Below are 23,308 nucleotides of genomic sequence, written 5' to 3' on the forward strand. Positions count from 1 at the left end.
CACCCGGCTGCAGGAAGGAAACCCCGTGACGACGGTCTTGATCTGCGACGACCGACGCAGTGTCCGCGAAGGGCTCACCCGTGTGATGTCCGCGGTCCCAGGGGTCAGTCGCATCGACTGCGTAGCGCACGGTGACGAGCTGCTGGCCCGGTACACCCGTCAGCCGGTCGACGTCGTGCTGGTCGGGACGCAGCGCGCGGTCCCGACGGGCGTCGAAGCCACTCGGCGGCTCGTCTCCGCGAACCCCCAGGCGAACGTCATCGTCTTCGGTGCCCCCGACGACGCCGGCAGCATCGCCGCCGCCATCGCCGGCGGTGCCCGCGGCTACCTCCGCTGGGACGCCTCGCGCCCCGAGCTGGTCGCCGCACTGGCCCACACGCTCGCCAGCACCTCGGTGCCGGCGCCGCGCCAGCCGTCGGACCCCGGCGTGCAGCTCACCGAGCGCGAGCTGCAGGTGCTGCGCGGCATGAGCCAGGGCAAGAGCAACGGCCAGATCGGCCGTGAGCTGTACCTGTCCGAGGACACGGTGAAGACGCACGCGCGGCGGCTGTTCCGCAAGCTCGGCGTCCGCGACCGCGCCCAGGCCGTGGCCCACGGTTTCCGCCGTGGCCTCGTGTCCTGAAGCCAAGTAACTGCTAGACCACGCTCTGCGTGACAGGTTGTCCGTTCTGATGCCACGGTGACGACGGGCCAGGGTTGCCGCCCTGGCCCGTACCTGTGTCCTCGGGTCTTGACCTGTGTCATCGGTGACGGATGTGTCACCTGTCACGTTCGTCGCCTTCGTCCCCACCGCTCGGGCAGGCTCCCAGCCGGCGCCACTCTCCCGGGCAGCAAGCCGTACCCCGCAGGTCAGCCGCTCGTTGGTCCTCTGATGGACGTGTGCGGTGCGGCCGGGTCCACGACGCGGCACGCCGGTGACCACCTCTGGCGGTTGTCGGAGAGGTCGCCGACGGTACGGTAACTGTCACCGGCGGGCGGGGCACGATGACCACGCGCCGGATTCTTTGCACGCCTACACGTAACACTGGGACTGTTGTCTGCGATGGCCAATGTGGGGGATGGACTGGATGAGCCGGTCGCCGCTGCCGTAGAGGGAGATCCTCAGGCGGTGGACCGGCTACTGGCGGCCATCCGCCCCCTGGTAGTGCGGTATTGCCGTGCTCGGGTTGGCAGGCAGGAGCGTTCGTTCGCTTCGGCAGACGATGTTGCGCAGGAGGTGTGTCTCGCGGTGCTCACGGCATTGCCTTCGTACCGTGAACAAGGCCGCCCGTTCCTGGCTTTCGTCTACGGGATCGCCCAGCACAAGGTGGCCGACGCGCATCGCGCGGCGGCCCGTAACCGGGCTGAGCCGGTGGCCGAGGTCCCCGACGAGGTCGAGGTCGGCGTCGGTCCGGAGCAGCGCGCGTTGCAGGGCGAGCTGAACGAGCGGATGGCACAGCTGCTGCAGGTGCTCCCCGACAAACAGCGCGAGATCGTCGTGCTGCGTGTCGTGGTGGGCTTGTCGGCGGAAGAGACCGCGGAGGCCGTCGGGTCGACGCCGGGTGCCGTTCGAGTGGCCCAGCACCGAGCGCTTGCCCGCCTGCGTAAGGTGCTCGCCGCCGAGGAGGTGATCTGAGTGACTGATCACGACGACGATCGTGACCTGTCGCCGTCCGCGTTCACGAGCGGCATGACGGCCTACGACCCGGAAGCCGACGGTGACCTCACGGCCATCCAGGCCGACGACGCGCTGCTCGACGCGCTCGGAGGCACGGACCCGGCCATCGCCGACGGGCTCGGTGACCAGGAGCTCAACGCGCTGCTGCTCGCGTGGCGCCGCGACATCGACAGCGAGCCGCTGGCCGAGCTGGTCGACGTCGACACGGCCGTCACCACGGTGAAGACCGCTTCGCTCGCACGCAAACGCGCCGACCGCAGCCGCCGGCGCCGCATCCTGGTGCCGGTCGCCGCCGCGTGCGCCGCGGTGGCCATCGCGTTCGCCGGCACCGGCCTCGCCGCCCGCGACGCCCAGCCGGGCGACACGCTGTGGGGCCTGACCAAGGTCCTCTACACCGACCACGCCCACTCGGTCGAAGCCGCCGCCGCGGCGAAGCTCGACCTCGAGAAGGCCAACCTCGCCCTGGCCGACAACCGCCTCGCCGATGCCCGCAAGGCCCTCGACGACGCGCAGGCCGCCCTGAACCAGGTCACCGACGACGAGAACCGCGACCAGCTGCTGGAGCAGCACCGCCAGCTCGCCGCCCAGCTCGGTGACCCGATCGCGCCCACCACGGGGGGCCAGAACCCGCCGAACAACCCGGCCACGCCGCCGCCGGCCAACAACCCGGCCAGCACGGCGTCGCAGCAGCCGAGCGGCCAGCCGACGTCCCTGCCCGGCACCGGCTCCACCAGCCAGCCGGACACGACCAGCGTCGTACCGCCGCCTCCGCCTCCGCCGCCCCCGGACACCACCACCGTCACGCCGCCGCCGTCCACGACGCCCACCGACGTCACGGGCAACGACCCCGGCAGCGGCAGTGGCAGCCCCCGCAACGAGTCCTCGGAAAGCGGGACCGTCGGCGGCCAGAACAGCGTCGGCGGCCAGAGCAACACGTCGGAGAACCCGTAAGGCTCAGCATCGAAAAACGCCCTGGCTCAGGCCGGGGCGTTTTTCGTGAGCGGGTGTTGCCGGCAGGGGTGGGCGACCGGTTGTCCACAGAGTTGCCAAGTTGTGGACAGCTTCGCGCTTCGGCGGCTTGAACAGCGGTTTTGTCGGGGGTGGCCGATAGACTGGGCTGGGGATGGCCCCCTGGGAGGGCGGGCTGCGTCCTTGCTGCCGCGTCTGGTCAGAAGCCCCGGGCTCCCACCCGCAGCGGCAAACCCGACAACAGCCGAACCGCCCCGGTGACACGAAGGTCACCAGGGTCGTTCGAGCGCGGGCCACCGAGACGAGAACGGCCCTGGTGAGCAGTCTCACCAGGGCCGTTCAGCGCAACCGCAAAGCTCAGTACGCGCTCTCGTTCGCCGTCACGCCGTCGGCGAAGCCGCGGCAGTAGTCCCAGCTCACGTAGTCGCCGGGGTTCGGGTCGAAGGCCGGTTCGTGGGGGCGCATGCGGCCGTCCGCGAGGAGCTGTTCGAGGCTGGCGCGCAGGAGGTGCCAGTCGTGGTAGTGGGGTTCGTCGCATTCGCCGCAGTCCACGACGATGCCGCGGACGCCGCGAGGCTCCAGGAGGGCTTGGTACACCGCCAGGTCGGAGAGGTCGGCCAGCAGCTCGGTGCGTTCGTCCGGGCTGATGGGCTCGTCCAGCTGGTCTTCGGGGTCGAGGAACGCCCGGGCCGGGTCGTCCGGGTCGTCCGCGAAGGGGTCGGGGGGCAACACGTCGTGCGGCACGGCCTGCACGGTACCCGCCGTGTGGCGCCCGTCCCCACCCACCCGGGTCAGGGGCGGAGCCCGGATATCATGAGGGGAAGGCTCAGCCAGCCCCTCGGCCAGATCGCTCACCCCCGCCAGGAAGGCCCTTCGCCCGCTATGACCAGCGAAAGCATCACCGCCCCCGTGCCCAGCAAGTTCGCGATGCTGGGCCTGACCTTCGACGACGTGCTGCTTCTGCCGGCCGAATCCGACGTGGTGCCCAGCGGGGTCGACACCAGCACCCGCCTCACGCGCAACATCACCCTCAACGTTCCCCTGGTCTCCGCCGCCATGGACACCGTCACCGAGGCCCGCATGGCGATCGCCATGGCGCGCCAGGGTGGCATCGGCGTGCTGCAGCGCAACCTGCCGATCGACGAGCAGGCCGCCGCCGTCGAGGTGGTGAAGCGGTCCGAAGCCGGCATGGTCACCGACCCGGTCACCTGCTCGCCCGACGACACGCTGGCCGAGGTCGACGCCCTCTGCGCCCGCTTCCGCATCTCGGGCGTCCCCGTGACCGACGCGTCCGGCTCGCTCGTGGGCATCATCACCAACCGCGACATGCGGTTCGAGGTGGACTACACGCGTCTGGTCAGCGACGTCATGACGAAGGCGCCGCTGATCACCGCGCAGGTCGGCGTCACGGCCGACGCGGCCCTCGGCCTCCTGCGCCGGCACAAGATCGAGAAGCTGCCGATCGTCGACGGCGCGGGCAAGCTCCGCGGCCTGATCACGGTCAAGGACTTCGTGAAGACCGAGCAGTACCCCAACGCCACCAAGGACACCGACGGCCGCCTGATCGTCGGCGCGGCCGTGGGCGTCGGCGCCGACGGGCACAAGCGCGCGATGACGCTGGCCGAGGCCGGCGTCGACGTGCTGATGGTCGACACCGCCCACGGCCACTCCCGCGCCGTCGTCGAGACCGTGAAGCTGCTGAAGAAGGAGCTGGGCGACACCGTCGACATCGTCGGCGGCAACGTCGCCACGCGCGCGGGCGCGCAGGCGCTCGTCGACGCGGGCGTGGACGGCGTGAAGGTCGGCGTCGGCCCGGGCTCGATCTGCACCACGCGCATCGTCGCCGGTGTCGGCGTGCCGCAGATCTCCGCGATCTACGAGGCCGACCAGGCCTGCCGCCCGGCCGGCATCCCGGTGATCGGCGACGGCGGCATCCAGTACTCCGGCGACATCGCCAAGGCCATCGCGGCCGGTGCGTCCACGGTGATGCTGGGCAGCCTGCTCGCCGGCACCGCCGAGTCGCCCGGCGACCTGATCCTCGTCGGCGGCAAGCAGTTCAAGGTCTACCGCGGCATGGGCTCGCTCGGTGCGATGCAGTCGCGCGGCCAGGGCAAGTCGTACTCCAAGGACCGCTACGCGCAGGACGACGTGCTCAACGAGGACAAGCTCGTCCCGGAGGGCATCGAAGGCCGCATCCCATTCCGCGGGCCGCTCGCCAACGTCGTGCACCAGCTCGTCGGCGGCCTGCGCGCGGGCATGGGCTACGCGGGCGCCGAGACGATCCCGCAGCTGCAGGAGGCGCAGCTCGTCCGCATCACCGCGGCCGGGCTGAAGGAGAGCCACCCGCACGACATCACGATGACCGTCGAGGCCCCGAACTACTCCGCGCGGTAACTCGTTCGGATCTTCCGGACATCCCGCCCGTCCCGGCACACTTCGAGACGTTGATCTTTCTCGGAGGGGGCGGGCGGGATGTCCATTTCACGACGGGTTGTGCTGATGGTCACGGCGGCGGCACTGCTGGGCGCCGGCGGGGGAGCGGCGGTGGCCGCGCCGGTCAATACCCCCGCGCCCGCGACCGCTGATCGCGGCGACGTCTGGAAACGCACCGAGCTCTACTTCGGCACGGGCAAGCCGGACGGCGGCGTGGTCAGCGAAGCGGACTTCGCCGACTTCACCGCGAAGGACGTCACCCCGCGCTTCCCCGACGGCTTCACCCAGCTCGAAGGCACGGGCCAGTACCGGATCGCGTCGGGTGAGATCACGCGCGAGCACTCGATCGTCCTCGTGATCCTGTACCCGTTCGACGATCGTGACGCCGACACCGACCTCGAGCAGATCCGCACGGACTACAAGAAGCTGTTCCAGCAGGAGTCGGTGCTGCGAACGGATTCCGTGGAGCGCGTCTCCTTCTGACGCGGATTCCGGGGCCCCGAACGCTGAGCGGCATTTGTCCCCTCACGGCGACGGCCGCGGTGCGGCTGAGTGGTGCGGTGAAAGCGGATCGTCTCGCCGAGTTGTTCGTGGTCGTCGTCGGCTTCGCCATGCCGGCGGCCGTCGGGGCCGGCGTCGTGGTTCAGGTCGCCGGGCCGTCGCACGTCGAGGCGGCCCACGTCGTGAGCTGCGACGAGGTGCGCGACCCCGACAACCCGCCCACGCGCTACGTCCTGCGGTTCCTCACGGAGGGCGGCGAGAACGTCGACATGCTGAGCGTGGATCCGGCGCTCGACACCCGCGTCGGCACCGCGGTGGAGCTCACGCGCTCGAACCGGTCCGGCGCGGTGCGCGAGGTGCGCCGCGGCGACGAGGTGGTCGGGGTGCGCACGTCGTCGTTGATCGGGCCGGTGTGGGGTGGCCTGGTCGGGGTGATCGTGCTGGCCTACGCGGTGTTCCTCATGGTGCGGGGCGGGAAACGGGCGCTGCCGGTGTCGCTCGCGGTGGGCCTGCTTTCCGCGATCGCGGGGGCCGTGGCGGGCGCGACGTTGTTCTGACCCGCCACAGCAGCACGGGCGTGGCCAGCATCAGCAGCCCAGCCAGGCCGATCGCTTCGCGCGTGCCGAGCCACGCGCCGAGCGCGCCCCACACCAGCGTCAGCGCGGCCCGCGTCGCGCCGCCGGTGATGCTCCACGCCGACAGCACGCGGGCGGCGCGCGAGGTTTCCGTCTCCTGCAACCGGTAGGTGGCGGACACCGGGTTGAAGATGCCGATGGTGAGGATCAGCCCGAACTCCACGAGCATCACGAACCCCAGCCCGGCGAGCCCACGCGGGGTGAACCCGAGCGCCACCGGCCAGATCACGCGCAGCGTCCCGGTGACCAGCAGCACGCGGTCCGGGCCGAAGCGCGCGGTGATGCGGCGCGACAGCCGTGAGCCGAGCAGCCCGCCCAGGCACGGCACGCCGAACGCCAGCCCGTACTGCCACGCCGCGAACCCGAGCTCGCGCAGGAGCAGGACCGCGAGCAGGGGCGAGGTCGCCATGATCAGGCCGTTCACCAGCGTGGTGTTGAGGAACAACGCGCGCAGCCGCGGGTGACCGAGGATGTAGTGCCAGCCGTCGAGCACGTCCCTGGTCCGGACTGTCGCCGGACGCGCGGTGGGCGGCGGCTCGGGCGTGCGGATGGCGCCGATCGCGAGCGCGGACAGCAGGTAGCTCACGCTGTCGAGCACCACCGTCGTGAGTGGTCCGAACACGCCGATCAACGCCCCGCCCGACGGCGGCCCGACGGCGGTGGCGGTCCACTGCGTCGATTCGAACCGGCCGTTGGCCACGAGCAGGTCCTCACCGGTGGCCAGGCCCTTGAGGTAGGCGCCGCTGGCCGCGGTGAACACGATGTCCGCGGCCGCCACGACCACCGACACGGCCACGAGCTGCCCGAACGTGAGCCCGCCGAGCGCGTACCCGAGCGGCAGGGTGAGCAACGCGACGAACCGCAGGAGGTCCATCGCGACCAGCACCGGTCGTTTGCGCCGGAACTCCACCCACGGCCCGAGCGGCACGGCGATCAGCGCGCCGACGGCCAGGCCCGCCGCGGCGAGCACCGAGACCTCGGTGGTGCTGCTGTGGAGCACCGTCACGGCGATGAACGGGAACGCGTCGAGCGCGAGCCACGTGCCCGCGGTGCTCGTGGCGTATGCGAGCCACAACCTCCGGAAGTCCTGCCCCAGCGCCACTCTCGTCCCCCTGTTGTCGTCCGACGCATCCAACAGCGCGCGAAACGGCGGTGGCAAACAACCTCGTGACGTGGTGCACAACCTGCGGTTGTTCGCCCTCGAAAGAGGCCCCGTGCGTTGGTCACCCACGCGGACTAGCGACAATGGACGACGTTGTCGTCGGTGCGAGAAGGGACATCACGTGCGGGATCTGGTCGAGATCGGGATGGGTCGCACCGCTCGGCGGGCGTATGACCTCGATGACGTGGAGATCGTGCCCTCGCGGCGCACGCGGTCGTCGTCGGTGGTGTCGACCTCGTGGCAGATCGACGCGTACCGCTTCGACCTGCCGCTGGTCACGCACCCGACCGACGCCATCGTGTCGCCGGGCACGGCCGTCGCGATCGGTGAGCTGGGCGGCCTGGGCGTGCTCAACGCCGAGGGCCTGTGGGCGCGCCACGCCAACGTCGAGGACGCCATCTTCCGGCTGGTCCGCGCCGCGGAGGACACCGAGGACCCCACGGCCGTCGTCCGTGAGCTGCAGGAGCTGCACGCCGCGCCGGTCCGGCTCGACCTGCTGAGCGAGGCGATCAAGACCGTCCGCGAGTCGGGCGTCACGGTGGCCGCGCGCGTGAGCCCGCAGCACGCCGCCGAGCTCACCCCCGACCTGCTGGCCGCCGGCGTCGAGATCCTCGTGGTGCAGGGCACGATCATCTCCGCCGAACACGTGGAGCGCGACGCGGAACCGCTCAACCTCAAGGAGTTCATCGGCCGCCTCGACGTGCCCGTGATCGCCGGCGGCGTGAGCGACTACCGCACGGCCATGCACCTCATGCGCACCGGCGCGGCGGGCGTGATCGTCGGCCACGGCTACACCCCGGGCGTCACCAGCACCGACCGCGTGCTCGGCATCGGTGTCCCCATGGCCACCGCCATCGTCGACGCCGCGGCCGCCCGCCGCGACTACCTCGACGAGACCGGCGGCCGCTACGTCCACGTCCTCGCCGACGGCGGCATGACCACCTCGGGCGACATCGCCAAGGCCATCGCCTGCGGCGCCGACGCCGTGATGCTCGGCGCGCCCCTGGCGACCGCCTCCGACGCCCCCGGCCAGGGCCTCTATTGGACCGCCGCCGCGGCCCACCCGTCGCTGCCCCGCTCGCGCGTCGTGGCCGGCCCGGACTCCGACTACGCGGTGGACCTGAAGACGCTGCTCTTCGGCCCGTCGTCCGACGCCGAGGGCGTGGTGAACCTCTTCGGCGCCCTGCGCCGCGCGATGGCGAAGACGGGGTACTCGGACCTGAAGGAGTTCCAGCGGGTCGGGCTGACGGTCCGCCGCTGATCGTTCGCTTGCCGAGGCCCCCGCGTCCTGGACGTGGGGGCCTCTTTCACGACTTCAGGCTTTCAGGACTTCAGGCTTTCAGGACGCTGTGCGGGACGCCCAGTGCCGGCCGCGCCTCGGGGTGCGCCAATGCCGTCCGCGCTCGGGACGCAGGGGACCGCGCCGCTGGTGCGCAGCGAACCGGGCCGCGGTGAGTCCCATCAGGACGGGATATCGCACCTCCCCGAGGCGCAGCTCGGTGTCGCGTGGCCGGCCCTCCTCGCGGAAGCCGAGTTCTCCGTGCAGCGCAAGGGAAGCGAAGTTGGCGCCGTTCACGCTCACCACGCACTCGCGGTAGCCGCGCTGCTCGAACATGACCGTGAGCAGCACGGTGACGGCGTCGGCGGCGTACCCGCAACGGCGGTGCTGCGGGCCGATCCCGATGCCGTAGCTGAAGCGGCGCGTCGCCGGATCGGCCTGGATCCACATGGACCCGACCACGGCCCGGCTGTGCCGCGCCTCGATGGCGAAGTGGAAGTCGTCGCCGGAGTCGGCGACCCGGCCGCGGTGCGCGGCCCAGTGCCGGTAGCCGCCGAGGCGCAGGTCGTGGCCACGCGCCGCGTCGCGGTCGAATCCGGCGAGCACGCGGTGGTCGGCGGGGCGGATCTCGCGCAGGCGCACCTTCAAGCCGGTCTGGCTCGCCTCGCCGGCCCGTCGCCGGGCTCGGACCGAATTCACCGTCATCGGCGGGCATCGTATCGGTTGGCCGAGTCCGGCTTCCGCGGTTCGGCCATGTAACCGGCGAGTAACTTACCTCTGGTCAGAAGGACATCCCCGGGTTACGCTCGGACCTGTGACTGCCAGTAACACCACCACAGCGCAGGGCGGGCCCGACTACGACGTCGTCGTGGTCGGGTCCGGGTTCGGGGGCAGCGTGGCGGCGCTGCGGCTCACCGAGAAGGGCTACCGCGTCGCCGTGGTGGAGGCGGGGCGGCGGTTCGCGGACGACGAGTTCGCGAAGACGTCGTGGGACCTCAAGCGGTACCTGTGGGCGCCGCAGCTCGGGTGTTTCGGCATCCAGCGCATCCACATGCTCAACGACGTGATGGTGCTGGCCGGCGCGGGCGTCGGTGGTGGGTCGCTGGTGTACGCGAACACGTTGTACCGCCCGCTGAAGCCGTTCTACGCCGACCGCCAGTGGGCGCACATCACCGACTGGGAGGCGGAGCTCGCGCCGCACTACGACCAGGCGAGCCGGATGCTCGGGGTGGTCACGAACCCGACGCTGACGCCGTCCGACGTGGTGATGCGTGACGTCGCCAAGGACATGGGTGTGGGCGAGTCGTTCCACCCGACGCCGGTGGGCGTGTACTTCGGCAAGCCCGGCGAGACCGTGCGCGACCCGTTTTTCGGCGGCGCCGGGCCCGACCGCGTCGGCTGCACCGAGTGCGGCGCCTGCATGACGGGCTGCCGCGTCGGCGCGAAGAACACGCTGGTCAAGAACTACCTCTACCTCGCCGAGCAGGACGGGGCCAAGGTCATCCCGCTGACGACCGTCTCCTCGGTCGAGCCGGTGGGCGATGGCTACCGCGTGACGTTGCAGAAGACCGGCACGCGCTCGAAGCGCTTCAGCACCACCGTGACGGCGGGCCAGGTCGTGTTCGCCGCGGGCACGTGGGGCACGCAGAACCTGTTGCACCGCATGAAGGACACGGGTGCGTTGCCGCGGTTGTCGCGTCGGCTCGGCGAGCTGACGCGCACGAACTCCGAGGCGATCATCGGCGCCGCGCGCACCGCGGTCGACTCCGCGCGCGACTTCAGCCGCGGTGTGGCGATCACGTCGTCGATCCACCCCGACGAGAACACCCACATCGAGCCCGTGCGCTACGGCAAGGGCAGCAACGCGATGAGCCTGCTGCAGACCGTCGCCACCGACGGCGCTTCGCCGGTGCCGCGCTGGCGCCAGGCGCTGACGTTCCTGGTCAAGCACCCGCTGCAGTCCGCGAAGCTGCTCAACGGCTACCGCTGGAGCGAACGCACCGTGATCCTGCTGGTGATGCAGAGCCTCGACAACTCCATCACCACGTACACGCGGCCCGGGCTCTTCGGGCGGCGCAAGTACACGTCGAAGCAGGGTCACGGCGAGCCCAACCCGAGCTTCATCCCGGCCGGGCACGAGGCCAACGTCCGCACGGCCGAGCGCATCGGCGGGATGCCGGGCGGCACGTGGGGCGAGATCTTCGACATCCCGCTCACGGCCCACTTCATCGGCGGCGTGCCGATCGGCGACAGCGCGGAGTCCGGCGTGATCGATCCGTACCACCGGGTCTACGGCTACCCGGGACTGTCCGTTGTGGACGGTTCGGCGATCACGGCCAACCTCGGCGTGAACCCGTCGCTGACGATCACGGCGCAGGCCGAGCGGGCGTTCTCGTTCTGGCCCAACAAGGGTGAGGTTGACCAGCGACCGGCGCAGGACGCGGCGTACGCACGGTTGGACGCGGTGGCGCCGAAGAACCCGGCGGTTCCCTCCGACGCCCCGGCCGCGCTGCGCCGATAGCTCCCACGGCCGATAGCTCCTACGATCGCCGGGTGACGACAACGGCGTTGACCCGCGTGAAGGAACTGCAGGACGAGTGGGCCGTGGTCATCGGCTCCCTCGACGAGACCGCGGTGCGCGCGCCGAGCGCGTTGCCCGGCTGGACGCGCGCGCACCTGCTCTCGCACCTGGCCCGCAACGCCGACGCCGTCGGCAACCTCCTGACCTGGGCGGCCACCGGTGTCGAGCACCCCATGTACGGCCCCGGCACCGCCCGCGACGACGACATCAACGCCGGCGCCACCCGCGGTGCCACCGAGATCCTCGCCGACGTCGTCACGTCGGGGGAGCGGCTCGTGGACCTGGCCGCTTCGCTGCCGGACCACGCGTGGACCGCGCCCGTCCGCGGCCGCGGCGGCCAGGCCATCACCGGCGCCGATGCCCTCACACTGCGCCTCGCGGAGACCACCATCCACCTCGTCGACCTCGACGCCGGCCACGACTTCACCAGCGCGTGCTCCCTGCTGGGCGACTACGTCGACGACGTCGTGACCAACATGATCAACATGTACCTCGGCGACCTGCCCCCGATCCGCCTCACCGACGGCACCCACACGTGGACCATGGCCGACGGCTCCGCCGGCCTCGTCACGGGCACCCCCGGCGACCTCCTGGCGTGGCTGTCGGGCCGCGGCCCCGGCGCCGCGCTGGACGGCCCCGTGCCGGAGTTCAAGTCCCTGGTGTGAGGCGGTTTTTCCCGTTGTGCTTGGCTTTGCCGGGTACTGGGGAAGGGACGGCTTTCGTGCGCTGGTCTTCGGTTGCGGCTGTGCTGGCCGCGGTGGTGGTTTCGGGCTGCTCGGCGACCCCGCCTGCTCCCGCTCCTTCGCCGGCGTCGTCCTCGCCGGTGGACAACACCGCCTACCACTGGGTGGGCGAGTTCTGCAGCGGCCCGTCGGCAGCTCTGCTGTCGCTGAAGAACACCGGCTTCAACGACATCCCGTACGCGGCGATGGTCGACGCCACCACCGCCGAGCGGCAGCAGGCCCAGCAGGACGCGCTCCAGAACCTGACCACCCTGGCGCAGGTGGTGAAGACCAACGCGGCCCACGTCGCGAGCGCCCCGCCGAGCTCTGCCCGCGACCGCCTGACCGGCGTGTACGCCCAGCTGCGGGACGATCTCACCCGGATCCAGCAGCGCGTCGCCCAGCTGTCGCCCTCCGCCGCCGCCACGTTCGGCCCCCAGCTCCAGACCGACGCCGGCCAGGTCCACACCTCCTTCGAAGCCGCGCGCCAGGTGTTCGCCGCGGAACCCGCGACGGGCCGCTTCCTGCGCGACTACGCGGTCTGCTCCTAGAAAGGCTCGGCTCGTGCGGCGGTTCTCACTCCTCGTTGTGTCGGTCGCGTTGACGGTCTCGGGCTGCGCGGCCGCCCCGCCGCCCGCTCCCGCCCCGTCGAAGCCGGCGGCTCCGACCCTGTCCCCGGCCGAAGAGCTGGCCTGGCACTGGGTGGGCGCCTTCTGCAACGGGCTCCGGGATTCGCGGACGGCGCTGCGGAACCTCGGCGCCCAAGCGGTCAACACCCACGGTGATCCCGCTCAACGTCAGCAGGACCAGCAGACCGCCGCGCGGCTCACGGCGGCCATGGTCCAGATCGTGCACGACAACGAGGCGAAGGTCGCCGCCGCCCCGGCGAGCCCCGCGCGCGACCGGCTGTCCGCGACCTACGGCAAGCTCGAAGCCGCACTCACCCAGGCCCAACGGCACGCGGACCAGCTGCCGACCACCGACAGCAGCACCTTCGGCGACGCCGTCGAGGCGATCAGCACCGAGGTCGAAGCGGCACTGCAAACCGCCAGGGCTACCCTCGCGAAGGACCCGGCCACCAAGCGGTTCATGGCTCAAGCCGGGACCTGCTTGCTGAGCTGACCGACACTCGCTCGGGCGATCCGATGAACCACCCCGCTGTCCGGAACGTCTGATCAAACATGACTGTCGGGAGAAGGACGTTGCTGCGGGCCGCCGGGCTCGCCACCCTCGGTGCGGTGGCCGCCGCGTGTGCGCCGGGCTCGGCGCCGACCGGGCAGCCACCGGCGACGGCCACGCCGACCAAGACGACACCGGTGCCGCCGACATCGACGAAGCCGTCCGGACCGCCGGACTGGAACGCGTTGAGGAGCAAGCTCAGCGGCGACCTCCTGCTGCCCACCGACAGCGGGTTCGCCACGGCCAAGCGGGGCTTCAACCCGCTCTTCGACGGCCACACCCCGGCCGCCGTGGCGAAGGTGCGCAAGCCGGAAGACGTGCAGGCCTGCTTCGAAGCCGCCGCGCAACGGCTGCCGATCGCCGCCCGCAGCGGGGGACACAGCTACGCCGGTTACTCGGTGCCCGACGGCGGCCTGATCGTCGACGTCGGCGGCATGTCGAGCGTCCAGGTCCAGGGCGACCAGGTCGTGATCGGCGCCGGGGCAAGGCTGGGCGACGTCTACGCGGCGCTCGCCAAGGCCGGCCGCTGCCTGCCCGCCGGCTCGTGCCCGACGGTCGGCATCGCCGGGCTCACGCTCGGCGGCGGCATCGGCGTCGTGGCGCGCAAGTACGGCCTCACCTGCGACCACCTCGTCTCCGCCCAGGTCGTGACCCCCGACGGCAAGCTGCGCACCGCCAGCGCGGACTCCGAGCCCGACCTGTTCTGGGCGCTGCGCGGCGGCGGGGGTGGCAACTTCGGCATCGTCACGTCGTTCACCTTCCGCACCGATCCCGCACCCGGGATCACGGTGTTCTCGCTGCACTTCCCGGGCGGCTCGGCCGGCGACGTGCTCGACGCGTGGCAGCAGTGGCTCCCGACGACCCCGCCCGAGCTCTGGTCGAACCTCGTCGTGTCCGGCGGCTCGCCGGTGGCGTGCCGGGTCGGGGGCGCGTTCGTCGGCGGCACCGCCGAGCTCAACTCCCTGCTGGGTAAGCTCAACGCGGCACCGTCCAGCCGCACGATGAAGAGCCTCAGCTACGGCGGCGCCATGAACTACTTCTCCGGCAGCTCCGCGCGCCAGACGTTCGTGGCCTCGTCGCGGATCATCACCGACCCGGTGGCGGGCGCGAAGGTGAGCGACCTCGCCGCCGGCCACAAGGGCATGGATCTGCTCATCGACGGCCTCGGCGGCGCGGTCGCCGACGTCGCCCCGGCCGACACCGCGTTCCCGCACCGCAAGGCGCTGGCCAGCATCCAGGTCTACGCGCCGGCCACCACGGGCAATCACACGAGCGTCGCCAAGTCGGTGTCCACTGTGGTCAGCGGTCTCGCCGACGCGGGCGCGGGCGGCGGCTACGTCAACTACGTCGACCCCGCCATGCCCGACTGGAAAACCGCGTACTACGGCGACAACGCCGCCCGGCTCGACCAGGTCGCGAAGACCTACGACCCGGACGGCGTCCTCAAGTTCGCGCAGTCCGCTTGAGCCCTACAGATCCACCCCGGTGAACACCGTCACCTGCTCCTCGGTGAGGTCGTTCATCGCCGCCAGCACACCCTCACGTCCGACGCCCGAACCCTTCACGCCGCCGTACGGCATCTGGTCCGCGCGGTACGACGGCACGTCGCCGATGATCACGCCGCCCACCTCCAGTTCGGCCGACGCGTGGAACGCCAGCTGCACGTCGGAGGTGAACACGCCGGTCTGCAGCCCGTAGGCGGAGTCGTTGACGGCAGCGAAGGCCTCGTCGACACCGTCCACAACGGACACCGCCAGCACCGGCCCGAAGACCTCCTCCGACCACACGCGCGCGTCCGGCGGCACGTCCGTGAGCAGCGTCGGCGCGACCTGCGTGCCCTCGCGCGTGCCGCCCGTGAGCACCTTCGCGCCGGCCGCCACGGCCTCCTCGACCCACGCGATGATCCGCTCGGCCGCGGCCTCGTCGACGACCGGGCCGACGTCGGTGTTGCGGTCGTACGGGTCACCCGTCTGCTGGGCCTCCACGGCCTCCACCAGCGCGGGCACGAACTCCTCGGCCACCGCCGCGTCGACGATCACGCGCTGCACCGAGATGCACGACTGCCCGGCCTGGTAGTTGCCGAACGTCGCGATGCGCTGCGCCGCGCCCTCGGGGTCGGGCCAATCGCGCAGGACCACGGCCGCTGCGTTGCCGCCGAGCTCCAGCACCACGTGCTTGCGCGGCGCCGCGTCGGCGATCGACCAGCCGACGGGGCCGGAGCCGGTGAACGACACCACGGGCAGCCGCGGGTCGGCCACCAGCGCCTGCGTCGCCTCGTTTCCCAACGGCAGCACGGAAAACGCGCCGGCCGGCAGATCCGTCTCAGCCAGGATCTCGCCGAGGATGAGCGCTGACAACGGCGTGCGCGGCGCCGGCTTCACGATGATCGGCGCGCCGACCGCCAACGCCGGCGCGACCTTGTGCGCCACCAGGTTCAGCGGGAAGTTGAACGGCGAGATCCCCAGCACCGGCCCGCGCGGCACCCGCCGCGTGAGCGCCAGGCGCGCGTCGCCCGACGGGTCGGCGTCGAGCCGCTGCACGTCACCGCTGAATCGGCGGGCCTCCTCGGACGCGATGCGGAACACCGAAACCGCGCGATTGACCTCGGCTTCCGCCCACTTGAGCGGCTTGCCGTTCTCCGCGGTGATCACCTCGGCGATCTCCTCGGCCCGCATCCGCAACCCGCGCGAGACGTGCTCCAGTGCCGCCGCGCGCTCGTGCGCGGGGGAGCGGCGGAACTCCCGCGCGACCCCCGCGGCGGCCGCCACGGCGCGCTCCACCTGCTCCGCGCCGGGCACCGCCACGGTCGCCACTTCGCTGCCGTCGACCGGGTGCCGCACGACGAGGGTCTCGGCGCACTGCTCCGCCCGTCCGGCGACCCACGCGGGCCGCGGCTCCGGGGTGATCATGTCCATGCGTACCAAGGTATGGGGGCGCGGTGCGCGCCGCGTGAACCCCCACCCTTACGGGGCTCACGCGGCGCGTCGCTCACGGCTTGATGAGCACCTTCAGCGCCTCGCGGTCGGCCATCGCCTGGTACCCCGCCGGCACGTCGGACAGGCCGATCGTGCGGTCGAAGACCCGGCCCGGCTGGTAGCGGCCCTCGAGCACGTCGGGCAGCAGCTCCGGGATGTAGTGCCGCGCCGGGGCGACGCCGCCGGTGATGGTGACGTTGCGCATGAACACCGAGCGCCCGATCGGGCCCTCCGGGTACTGCGGCACGCCGACCCGGCTCAGCGCGCCGCCCGCGCGCACCACGCCCAGGCCCATCTCGAACGCCGGCTTCGTGCCCACGCACTCCAGCACGGTGTGCGTGCCGTGGCCACCGGTCAGCTCGCGCACCCGCGCGATGCCCTCCTCGCCGCGCTCGGCCACCACGTCGGTCGCACCGAACTCACGGCCGAGGTTCGTGCGGTCCTCGTGGCGGCCCATGAGCACGATGTGCTCGGCACCGAGGCGCTTCGCGGCCAGCACGGCGGACAGGCCCACCGCGCCGTCGCCGATCACGGTCACCGTCTTGCCCGCCGTGACGCCCGCGGTCACGGCCGCGTGGTGCCCGGTGGAGAACACGTCCGACAGCGTGAGCATCGAGGCGAGCAGGTCCTCGTCCTCGGTGTGCGGGAGCTTGACGAGAGTGCCGTCGGCCTGCGGCACGCGCACGGCCTCGCCCTGGCCTCCGTCGACGCCGTCGGCGCCCCACCCGCCGCCGTGCAGGCACGACGTCTGCAGCCCTTCGCGGCAGAACTCGCAGGTGTTGTCCGACCACACGAACGGCGCCACGACCAGGTCGCCCTTGCGCACGCTCGTCACGTCGGCACCGGTCTCCTCCACGATGCCGAGGAACTCGTGGCCGATCGGGCGGCCGTTCTCCTGCGCGGCCATGCCGCCGTACGGCCACAGGTCGCTGCCGCAGATGCAGGAGCGCAAGACGCGGACCACGGCGTCCGTCGCCTGGGCCACCTTCGGGTCGGCCACCGTCTCCACTCGGACGTCGCCGGCGCCGTAGATGAGTGTCGCTCGCATAAAGATCCTTTCCGGGTTTTCGCGTCTCACCTGTTCCGAGTCATCCGGGCCGGGATTCATTCCTCATGACGCATGCCCCGGCCCGGTCGTGACAAATGTCCGGGGTGCTCGCACGGGGCTCTCCCTACGTTCAGAGCATGACCAACCGGACCTCGGAACGCTGGCACAGCAACCCGTTCGTGGCCGTCTTCGACCGGATCGGCCCGCGCCGGGCACCCGTCCTCACGGGCGCGGTGTTCCTCGTCACGGCGGCGGCGCTCGTCGCTCAGCTCGCGGCGGCGGGGCTGCTCGAGCACGTCCGGCGCGACGGCGCGGCGATCGACGCCGGGCAGTGGTGGCGCTTGCTCACCGGCATGTTCTTCCAGGACGGCGGACTCGTCGGCGGCGTCTTCAACCTGGTGGTCCTGGCGATCTTCGGCACGCTGGCGGAAAGCTACTTCGGCCGCGTGCGCACGTTCGTCCTGTACTTCGGGTGTGGGCTGTTCGGCCAGTTCATGAGCTACGTCTGGCTGCAGCCCGTGGGCGCGGGCAACTCGATGTGCGTCGCGGGGCTCATCGGCGCGCTGGCCGTGGCGCTGCTGCGGGCGCCGGCGCGCCACGGCGTGCAGCTGCCGACGCAGGTGCTCGTGGTGCCGATCCTCGTGGCACCGCTCGCGATCGTCGACACGCTCGTGCACGACAACCACTGCCTGCCCGCGTTGCTCGGCATGGTGCTGGGGTTCGCGCTCCTGCCGAAGGTGCGCGCCTAGCCCGGGGGTGCTGGGGGTACGACGGCCCGGTCGGGGGACCGGGCCGTCGTCGTGTCAGCGGTTGCGGTAGAGATCCCGCAGCAGCAGCACTTCCGCGCAGTGGTGGATGGTCTCGCGGTTGATGTGCAGCACGAGCGCGGCCATCGGGTACTCGGCGAACGGACCCTCGGCCTTGCCCACCGGACGCGCGAGCGCTTCGGCGTCGAGCCCCCGCACGCCCTTGATCCAGTTGTCGTACGCGGAGTCGAGCTGGTCGAGCGCCTCGGCCGCGGTGCCGGCGTAGGGGAAGGTCTCGTAGCTCATCGCCGGCCCGCCGAAGTGCGACGCGGCGCGCATGCCGAGCACCCCGACGATGATGTGCGACAGGCGCCACGAGATCGTCGTGACGGGCGGCGGCACCGGCTCCGGGTAGGCGAAGTCGACGGTGAAGTCCCCGGCTCCGGGCCCGTCCGGCTTCTCCGCACGCGGGCGCACGGTCCAGCAGTTCGGCACGGGCTGCCAGAAGTACTCGTCGTCCGTGAGCCCTTCCAGGCGCGAGCGCACGTGGTGCTGCCAGTGCCAGTCGAGCTGGTCGTGCAGTTCAGTGGTCCATGCGACAGTCATGGGGGAACCGTAAGACGCTTCGCGGACAGGTGCGGTCCTCATTCGGGGCCGGGTGACGGGGCGAGTTGCGGGGTGCGGGCGGCGTGACCCAGCCCACCTGGGACGATGGAGGCAAAAGCGCTCATTCGCCTGGAGGTCGTAGGTGGCCAATCCCACCGGTCCGGTACTCGTCGTCGACTTCGGGGCGCAGTACGCGCAGCTGATCGCCCGCCGCGTGCGCGAGGCACAGGTGTACTCCGAGGTCGTGCCGTCGAGCTCGACCGCCGAGGACCTGCTGGCCAAGAACCCGTCGGCGATCATCCTGTCGGGTGGCCCGTCGAGCGTCTACGCCGAGGGCGCTCCCGGCATGGACCCGAAGCTGGTCGAGGCCGGCGTGCCGATCCTCGGCATCTGCTACGGCCACCAGCTGCTCGCCCGCGCGCTCGGCGGTGTCGTCGAGCCGACCGGCGTGCGCGAGTTCGGCCGCACCGACGTGCGCGTGGTCGGCGAAGGCGGCCGGCTGCACGCCGGGCTGCCCGGCCACCAGACGGCGTGGATGAGCCACAACGACAGCGTCACCAAGGCGCCCGAGGGCTCCGTCGTCACCGCCAGCTCCGACGGCGCGGCCGTGGCCGGCTTCGAGGACGTCGACCGCGGCTTCGCCGGCGTGCAGTACCACCTGGAGGTGGCGCACTCGCCCCACGGGCAGGAGGTGCTGCGCCGGTTCCTGACCGAGATCGCGGGCATCAAGGCGCAGTGGACCACGTCGTCCATTGTGGACGAACAGGTCACGCGCATCGCCGAGCAGATCGGTGACGGGCGGGCGATCTGCGGCCTGTCCGGCGGCGTCGACTCGGCCGTCGCGGCGGCGCTGGTGCAGCGCGCGATCGGCGAGCGGCTCACGTGCGTGTTCGTGGACCACGGACTGCTGCGCGCGGGCGAGCGCACGCAGGTGGAGCAGGACTTCGTGGCGGCCACGGGCGTGAAGCTCGTGACGATCGACGCGCGCGAACGGTTCCTCGGTGCGCTCGCCGGCGTGACCGACCCGGAGGAGAAGCGCAAGATCATCGGCCGCGAGTTCATCCGCGTGTTCGAGCAGGCCGAGCGCGACCTGAAGGCGCAGGGCGACTACAAGTTCCTCGTGCAGGGCACGCTCTACCCCGACGTCGTCGAGTCCGGCGGCGGCGAGGGCACCGCGAACATCAAGAGCCACCACAACGTCGGCGGCCTGCCCGACGACCTGCAGTTCGAGCTCGTCGAGCCGCTGCGCCTGCTGTTCAAGGACGAGGTGCGCCGCGTGGGCCTCGAGCTGGGGCTGCCGGAGACGATCGTGCAGCGCCAGCCGTTCCCCGGCCCGGGCCTGGGCATCCGCATCATCGGCGAGGTCACGGCCGACCGGCTCGAGACGCTGCGGGCGGCCGACGCCATCGCGCGCGAGGAGCTCACGTCCGCGGGCCTGGACCAGGAGATCTGGCAGTGCCCGGTGGTGCTGCTGGCCGACGTCCGCAGCGTCGGCGTGCAGGGCGACGGCCGCACCTACGGCCACCCCATCGTGCTGCGCCCGGTGTCGTCCGAGGACGCCATGACCGCCGACTGGACGCGGCTGCCGTACGAGGTGCTGGAACGCATCTCCACGCGCATCACCAACGAGGTGCCGGAGGTCAACCGCGTCGTCCTCGACGTGACGAGCAAGCCGCCGGGCACCATCGAGTGGGAATGACCTGAACGCGAAGGGCCCGTCGGGATTCGACGGGGCCCTTCGCGTTGAGTGGTGCCGGGTGTCAGTACCGCTTGCGCCGCAAGGAAGCCGCCAGCAGCAGCACTCCGATGAACACCGCGCCGCCCGCGACGACCCAGCGGAAGTCGAAGGTGGGCAGCCAGCTGGCGCCGTCGGAGAGCACGTAACCCGAGACCAGCAGGGTCGCGAGGCCGACGATCAGGGTGATCACGTCCACGCCACGGCGGCGGGTCGGGATGTTCGAGTTGTCAGCCACGGAGCACCTCCACGCTGCCGGCACCGTTGGTCACGTTCAGGGTGATCTTCTGCCCGCCCACACCGTCGTCGCCGAAGTCGGTGCCGGTGAGCGCGGGCCGGCCCACGCCGCTCGTGGAGCGGTCGAGGCAGTCGACGTCGCCGGCGGAGTTCTTGCAGGTGTAGGTGACGTCGGCCGTCGACGGCACGGTGATCCGGGTGTCGCCGGCGCCGTTGCTGACCGAGGTGGCGATCGGGTCGCCGGCCGGCAGCTGCGTCAGGTCGAGGTCGATGTCGCCCGCCGCGTGCTGGTACACCGGCTGCAGCTCGGACACCGAGTGCGGGGTCGCGTTGAGGTCGCCGACACCGCCGCGCAGGTCGATGCTGTTGAACGCGCTGGTCGTCATGATCATGCCGACGATCGCGAGCGGCAGCGCCAGTGCGATGAGCCCGCGGGAGCCGCGGACGAACGCGCCGGCCACCATGCCGATACCGAGCACGCCGAGCACCAGGCCGATGATGTGGTGCACCGAGAACCAGTCGACGCCGTTGAGGTTCAGGGCCGCGCCCACGCCGGCCACGACCACGGCCGCCGCCATCGTCACCGAACCGATCTTCGACCGCGGCTGCCGCGGCTGCGGGGTGGGGTCGTTCGACTCGTAGTGGTAGGGGTTCTCCGGCGGCGTCGGGCCCGCCGGGTCCGGCAGGTCCCAGCCTGCCGGATCGGCGGCCAGCGGGTCCCAGCCGGGAGCGGCGGCGCCCATGGGCTCCGTCGTGGTGTCCGTCATCGTGAAGGCTCCGGTTCCGGGCACGGCCTGGGCCGTCTCATGCGCGGGGTACGCGACGACCGGCGCCGGGCGGTTGTCCTGTCCGCGGCTGCGGTGCAGGAGGTAGAGGCTTGCCGAGAGCAGCGCGAACCCGATGAGGCCACCGCCGTCGAACCAGCCGTTGCCGAAGGTCCACCCCACCGCCGGGATCAACGCCAGCGTCAGGACCACGGCGAACGCCTTAGACATCGTCGAGCGCCCGCGGCCGATCATCGCCTCGAAGCCCGAGGTCTCGTCGCCCTCGCTCGGGAACAGCAGCCAGCCGAGCAGGTAGAACACCAGCCCGAAGCCGCCGAACACCATCGCCGCGACCAGCGCCACCCGGATCACGACCGGGTCGATGCCGTACCGGTTCCCCAGCCCCGCCGCGACACCCGCGACCTTGCGTCCCGCGTGCGGCCGGCGTGGCCGGCTCACCCAGAAATCCTTCACCGTCTCCTCGAAGCCGTTGAAAGGATTCGACTTCGGGCTCGGCGCCTCGTTCGCACCACTCATAGGCCAAAGCATGCGCGGCCCGCGGCGGCGCCACATCGGGGACGTTCCCTGAGGTTTCCCCTGAGTGCCGCCGGTGTCCGGGTCGTGATCAGGGGCTTCCCCGATGTCAGAACCGCTCGCGGCGTGTGACGATGGACGACGTGCAGGACTTCCTCGACCTCGGCGCCGCCGGGCAGGTGAGCGACCCGGCCCGGGGGCCGGTGCCGCCTGCCGTCATGACGGCCACCGCGGCTTCGCCGACCCCGGCGACATCCGGGAATTCCGAGGTCGGCGAGCGGGCCGGGCGGCCGAAGATGTACCGGCGCCGCAGCGGGCGGGCCGTGGCCGGTGTCGCGGGCGGGCTCGCGGACCACCTCGGGGTGCCCGTGGTGTGGGTGCGCACGGCGTTCGCGCTGCTCGCGGCCCTCAACGGCGCCGGCTTGCTCGCGTACGGGCTGCTCTGGGTGTTCGTGCCGCAGCAGGCCGAGGACACCGCCGAGGTCGACAGCAAGAAGCTGACGAAGGAACGTCAGCAGGCGTTCGGGCTCATCGCGCTGGGCATCGGCCTCGCGATCGCGAGCGGCACGCTCAGCGGCACCATCCGCGGCTGGGTCGCGGTGCCGCTGGCCATCGCCATGCTCGGCGCGGCCGTGGTCTGGCGGGAGGCCGACGAATCGCAACGCCGGCGCTGGCGCACGGGGGCGCGCGACGGCGTCACGGGTGCGTTCGTGGGTGGCGGCGGCCGCAGCGCGGCGATCATCCGGATCCTCGCCGGCGTCGCGTTGGTGGCCACCGGCATCGGGGTCGTGGTCTTCCGCAGCGGCAGCTTCGACCAGGTCAAGTTCGCCCTCATCGCCGTGCTCGCGACGCTGGTGGGCGTGGCCGTGCTGACGATCCCGTTCTGGCTGCGCCTGGTCCGCGACCTCGGCGACGAGCGCCGTGCCCGCATCCGCACCGACGAGCGCGCCGAGATCGCCGCGCACCTGCACGACTCCGTGCTGCAGACGCTCGCGTTGATCCAGCGCCAGTCCGACCAGCCGCACGATGTCGCGCGGCTGGCGCGGGGCCAGGAGCGCGAGCTGCGCGGCTGGCTCTACGGCCCCGGCGGCTACGGCAAGCCGAGCGACAAGAAGTCGAAGGAACAGGAAGAGGGCGCCGTCCCGCTCTCCGAGGCACTCGGCGCCGCGTGCGGCGAGGTCGAGGACACCTTCGCGATCTCCGTCAGCCAGGTCGTGGTCGGCGACGTCGAACTCAACGAACCCCTCACCGCCCTCGTCCAGGCGGCCCGCGAGGCGCTGGTCAACGCGGCCAAACACGCCGGCGTCGACGAGGTCAGCGTGTACGCCGAGGTGGAGCCCACCGAGGTCACCGTCTTCATCCGCGACCGCGGCAAGGGCTTCGACCCCGACGTGGTCCCAGCCGACCGCCACGGCCTCGCCGACTCGATCCGCGGCCGCATGGAACGCCACGGCGGCACGTGCAAGCTGCGCACCGCGCCGGGCGAGGGCACCGAAGTCCAGCTGGCCATGCCGCTCAAAGCGGCCAAGGGCGCGGCGTGACGTC

The 23,308-nt window shown here is 71.6% G+C and carries 23 protein-coding genes; 15 read left to right on the forward strand and 8 right to left on the reverse strand.

Going from position 1 to position 23,308, the window contains the following annotated elements; genetic code table 11:
* Positions 1–25 precede the first annotated feature (25 nt).
* From ACQPXB_RS04420 to ACQPXB_RS04430, 3 genes are all read left to right on the forward strand, one after another.
* Positions 26–622, forward strand: a complete 597-nt coding sequence (locus tag ACQPXB_RS04420) for a response regulator transcription factor (RefSeq protein ID WP_020662719.1) — start codon at positions 26–28, stop codon at positions 620–622.
* A 420-nt stretch (positions 623–1,042) separates the two neighbouring features.
* Positions 1,043–1,615, forward strand: a complete 573-nt coding sequence (locus ACQPXB_RS04425; protein ID WP_220247347.1) for a sigma-70 family RNA polymerase sigma factor — start codon at positions 1,043–1,045, stop codon at positions 1,613–1,615.
* Positions 1,616–2,608: an anti-sigma-D factor RsdA gene (locus ACQPXB_RS04430; protein ID WP_386946441.1), complete on the forward strand. Its 993-nt coding sequence runs from the start codon at positions 1,616–1,618 to the stop codon at positions 2,606–2,608. It abuts the gene before it with no gap.
* Between the two features lie 375 nt (positions 2,609–2,983).
* Here ACQPXB_RS04430 and ACQPXB_RS04435 read toward each other — a convergent pair whose 3' ends face one another.
* Positions 2,984–3,379 carry a DUF5319 domain-containing protein gene (locus tag ACQPXB_RS04435; protein ID WP_220247349.1) on the reverse strand — a complete coding sequence of 132 codons (396 nt, stop codon included), beginning with the start codon at positions 3,377–3,379 and terminating at the stop codon, positions 2,984–2,986.
* 129 nt (positions 3,380–3,508) lie between these two features.
* Here ACQPXB_RS04435 and guaB point away from each other — a divergent pair, with 129 nt between their 5' ends.
* The 3 genes from guaB (at position 3,509) to ACQPXB_RS04450 (ending at position 6,117) form a co-directional block, all read left to right on the forward strand.
* Positions 3,509–5,020: an IMP dehydrogenase gene (guaB, locus tag ACQPXB_RS04440; protein ID WP_360597460.1), complete on the forward strand. Its 1,512-nt coding sequence runs from the start codon at positions 3,509–3,511 to the stop codon at positions 5,018–5,020.
* A gap of 78 nt (positions 5,021–5,098) precedes the next feature.
* Positions 5,099–5,542 (forward strand): DUF3574 domain-containing protein, encoded by a 444-nt coding sequence (locus ACQPXB_RS04445; protein ID WP_432849614.1) that lies wholly within the window; start codon positions 5,099–5,101, stop codon positions 5,540–5,542.
* A gap of 77 nt (positions 5,543–5,619) precedes the next feature.
* The gene (locus ACQPXB_RS04450; protein WP_432849616.1) at positions 5,620–6,117 is read left to right on the forward strand and encodes a hypothetical protein; all 498 of its coding nucleotides are present in this window, start codon (positions 5,620–5,622) and stop codon (positions 6,115–6,117) included.
* On the opposite strand, the gene ACQPXB_RS04455 is transcribed toward ACQPXB_RS04450, so the two are convergent.
* Positions 6,020–7,297 (reverse strand): MFS transporter, encoded by a 1,278-nt coding sequence (locus tag ACQPXB_RS04455; protein WP_432849618.1) that lies wholly within the window; start codon positions 7,295–7,297, stop codon positions 6,020–6,022. The two genes, ACQPXB_RS04450 and ACQPXB_RS04455, sit on opposite strands and share 98 nt — an antisense overlap.
* Before the next feature lie 181 nt (positions 7,298–7,478).
* On the opposite strand from ACQPXB_RS04455, the gene ACQPXB_RS04460 reads away from it, so the two are divergent.
* Positions 7,479–8,618, forward strand: a complete 1,140-nt coding sequence (locus tag ACQPXB_RS04460) for a GuaB3 family IMP dehydrogenase-related protein (protein WP_366575687.1) — start codon at positions 7,479–7,481, stop codon at positions 8,616–8,618.
* A gap of 78 nt (positions 8,619–8,696) precedes the next feature.
* Here ACQPXB_RS04460 and ACQPXB_RS04465 read toward each other — a convergent pair whose 3' ends face one another.
* A complete protein-coding gene (locus ACQPXB_RS04465; RefSeq protein ID WP_432857296.1) occupies positions 8,697–9,278 on the reverse strand; it encodes a GNAT family N-acetyltransferase in 582 nt (193 codons plus the stop codon).
* Between the two features lie 172 nt (positions 9,279–9,450).
* Here ACQPXB_RS04465 and ACQPXB_RS04470 point away from each other — a divergent pair, with 172 nt between their 5' ends.
* Genes ACQPXB_RS04470 through ACQPXB_RS04490 form a run of 5 tightly spaced genes read left to right on the forward strand, consistent with a single transcriptional unit; the run spans position 9,451 to position 14,584 of the window.
* Positions 9,451–11,157, forward strand: coding sequence for a GMC family oxidoreductase (locus ACQPXB_RS04470; RefSeq protein ID WP_366575685.1), 1,707 nt, complete (start codon positions 9,451–9,453; stop codon positions 11,155–11,157).
* 32 nt (positions 11,158–11,189) lie between these two features.
* Positions 11,190–11,882: a maleylpyruvate isomerase family mycothiol-dependent enzyme gene (locus ACQPXB_RS04475; protein WP_432849621.1), complete on the forward strand. Its 693-nt coding sequence runs from the start codon at positions 11,190–11,192 to the stop codon at positions 11,880–11,882.
* Between the two features lie 56 nt (positions 11,883–11,938).
* Positions 11,939–12,490: a hypothetical protein gene (locus tag ACQPXB_RS04480; protein WP_366575681.1), complete on the forward strand. Its 552-nt coding sequence runs from the start codon at positions 11,939–11,941 to the stop codon at positions 12,488–12,490.
* 37 nt (positions 12,491–12,527) lie between these two features.
* Complete coding sequence (locus ACQPXB_RS04485; protein ID WP_432849624.1) at positions 12,528–13,061, forward strand: hypothetical protein; 534 nt, start codon at positions 12,528–12,530, stop codon at positions 13,059–13,061.
* A 59-nt stretch (positions 13,062–13,120) separates the two neighbouring features.
* A complete protein-coding gene (locus tag ACQPXB_RS04490; RefSeq protein ID WP_366575677.1) occupies positions 13,121–14,584 on the forward strand; it encodes an FAD-dependent oxidoreductase in 1,464 nt (487 codons plus the stop codon).
* A gap of 3 nt (positions 14,585–14,587) precedes the next feature.
* On the opposite strand, the gene ACQPXB_RS04495 is transcribed toward ACQPXB_RS04490, so the two are convergent.
* Both ACQPXB_RS04495 and ACQPXB_RS04500 read right to left on the reverse strand, forming a co-directional pair.
* Positions 14,588–16,033: an aldehyde dehydrogenase family protein gene (locus ACQPXB_RS04495; protein ID WP_432849627.1), complete on the reverse strand. Its 1,446-nt coding sequence runs from the start codon at positions 16,031–16,033 to the stop codon at positions 14,588–14,590.
* A gap of 73 nt (positions 16,034–16,106) precedes the next feature.
* Entirely contained in the window at positions 16,107–17,141 is a 1,035-nt protein-coding gene (locus ACQPXB_RS04500) for a zinc-dependent alcohol dehydrogenase family protein (RefSeq protein WP_366575674.1), read from the reverse strand.
* Between the two features lie 137 nt (positions 17,142–17,278).
* Here ACQPXB_RS04500 and ACQPXB_RS04505 point away from each other — a divergent pair, with 137 nt between their 5' ends.
* On the forward strand, positions 17,279–17,890 hold the full coding sequence (locus tag ACQPXB_RS04505; RefSeq protein ID WP_432849629.1) for a rhomboid family intramembrane serine protease: 612 nt from the start codon (positions 17,279–17,281) through the stop codon (positions 17,888–17,890).
* Positions 17,891–17,944: 54 nt separating this feature from the next.
* Here the strand turns inward: ACQPXB_RS04505 and ACQPXB_RS04510 are convergent, their stop codons facing one another.
* On the reverse strand, positions 17,945–18,493 hold the full coding sequence (locus ACQPXB_RS04510; RefSeq protein WP_366575670.1) for a DinB family protein: 549 nt from the start codon (positions 18,491–18,493) through the stop codon (positions 17,945–17,947).
* Between the two features lie 142 nt (positions 18,494–18,635).
* Between ACQPXB_RS04510 and guaA the strand changes: the two genes are divergently transcribed.
* Positions 18,636–20,192, forward strand: a complete 1,557-nt coding sequence (gene guaA / locus ACQPXB_RS04515; RefSeq protein ID WP_432849632.1) for a glutamine-hydrolyzing GMP synthase — start codon at positions 18,636–18,638, stop codon at positions 20,190–20,192.
* 61 nt (positions 20,193–20,253) lie between these two features.
* Here guaA and ACQPXB_RS04520 read toward each other — a convergent pair whose 3' ends face one another.
* Together ACQPXB_RS04520 and ACQPXB_RS04525 are read right to left on the reverse strand one after the other, a co-directional pair.
* On the reverse strand, positions 20,254–20,466 hold the full coding sequence (locus ACQPXB_RS04520) for a hypothetical protein (RefSeq protein WP_364181835.1): 213 nt from the start codon (positions 20,464–20,466) through the stop codon (positions 20,254–20,256).
* Positions 20,459–21,766, reverse strand: coding sequence for a PspC domain-containing protein (locus tag ACQPXB_RS04525; RefSeq protein WP_432849635.1), 1,308 nt, complete (start codon positions 21,764–21,766; stop codon positions 20,459–20,461). The genes ACQPXB_RS04520 and ACQPXB_RS04525 overlap by 8 nt, the downstream gene beginning before the upstream one ends.
* 125 nt (positions 21,767–21,891) lie before the next feature.
* On the opposite strand from ACQPXB_RS04525, the gene ACQPXB_RS04530 reads away from it, so the two are divergent.
* Positions 21,892–23,304, forward strand: a complete 1,413-nt coding sequence (locus tag ACQPXB_RS04530; protein WP_432849637.1) for a PspC domain-containing protein — start codon at positions 21,892–21,894, stop codon at positions 23,302–23,304.
* The last annotated feature ends 4 nt before the right edge of the window (positions 23,305–23,308 follow it).

Source organism: Amycolatopsis sp. CA-161197 (assembly GCF_050942255.1).
Taxonomy (GTDB): domain Bacteria; phylum Actinomycetota; class Actinomycetes; order Mycobacteriales; family Pseudonocardiaceae; genus Amycolatopsis.

Excerpts from the sequence above, each read along its gene's own strand:
- ACQPXB_RS04510 (WP_366575670.1), bottom strand. The coding sequence starts at position 18,493 with ATGACTGTCGCATGGACCACTGAACTGCACGACCAGCTCGACTGGCAC.
- ACQPXB_RS04525 (WP_432849635.1), bottom strand. The coding sequence starts at position 21,766 with ATGAGTGGTGCGAACGAGGCGCCGAGCCCGAAGTCGAATCCTTTCAAC.
- ACQPXB_RS04490 (WP_366575677.1), top strand. The coding sequence starts at position 13,121 with ATGACTGTCGGGAGAAGGACGTTGCTGCGGGCCGCCGGGCTCGCCACC.
- ACQPXB_RS04500 (WP_366575674.1), bottom strand. The coding sequence starts at position 17,141 with ATGCGAGCGACACTCATCTACGGCGCCGGCGACGTCCGAGTGGAGACG.
- ACQPXB_RS04445 (WP_432849614.1), top strand. The coding sequence starts at position 5,099 with ATGTCCATTTCACGACGGGTTGTGCTGATGGTCACGGCGGCGGCACTG.
- ACQPXB_RS04425 (WP_220247347.1), top strand. The coding sequence starts at position 1,043 with ATGGCCAATGTGGGGGATGGACTGGATGAGCCGGTCGCCGCTGCCGTA.
- guaB (WP_360597460.1), top strand. The coding sequence starts at position 3,509 with ATGACCAGCGAAAGCATCACCGCCCCCGTGCCCAGCAAGTTCGCGATG.
- ACQPXB_RS04505 (WP_432849629.1), top strand. The coding sequence starts at position 17,279 with ATGACCAACCGGACCTCGGAACGCTGGCACAGCAACCCGTTCGTGGCC.
- ACQPXB_RS04495 (WP_432849627.1), bottom strand. The coding sequence starts at position 16,033 with ATGGACATGATCACCCCGGAGCCGCGGCCCGCGTGGGTCGCCGGACGG.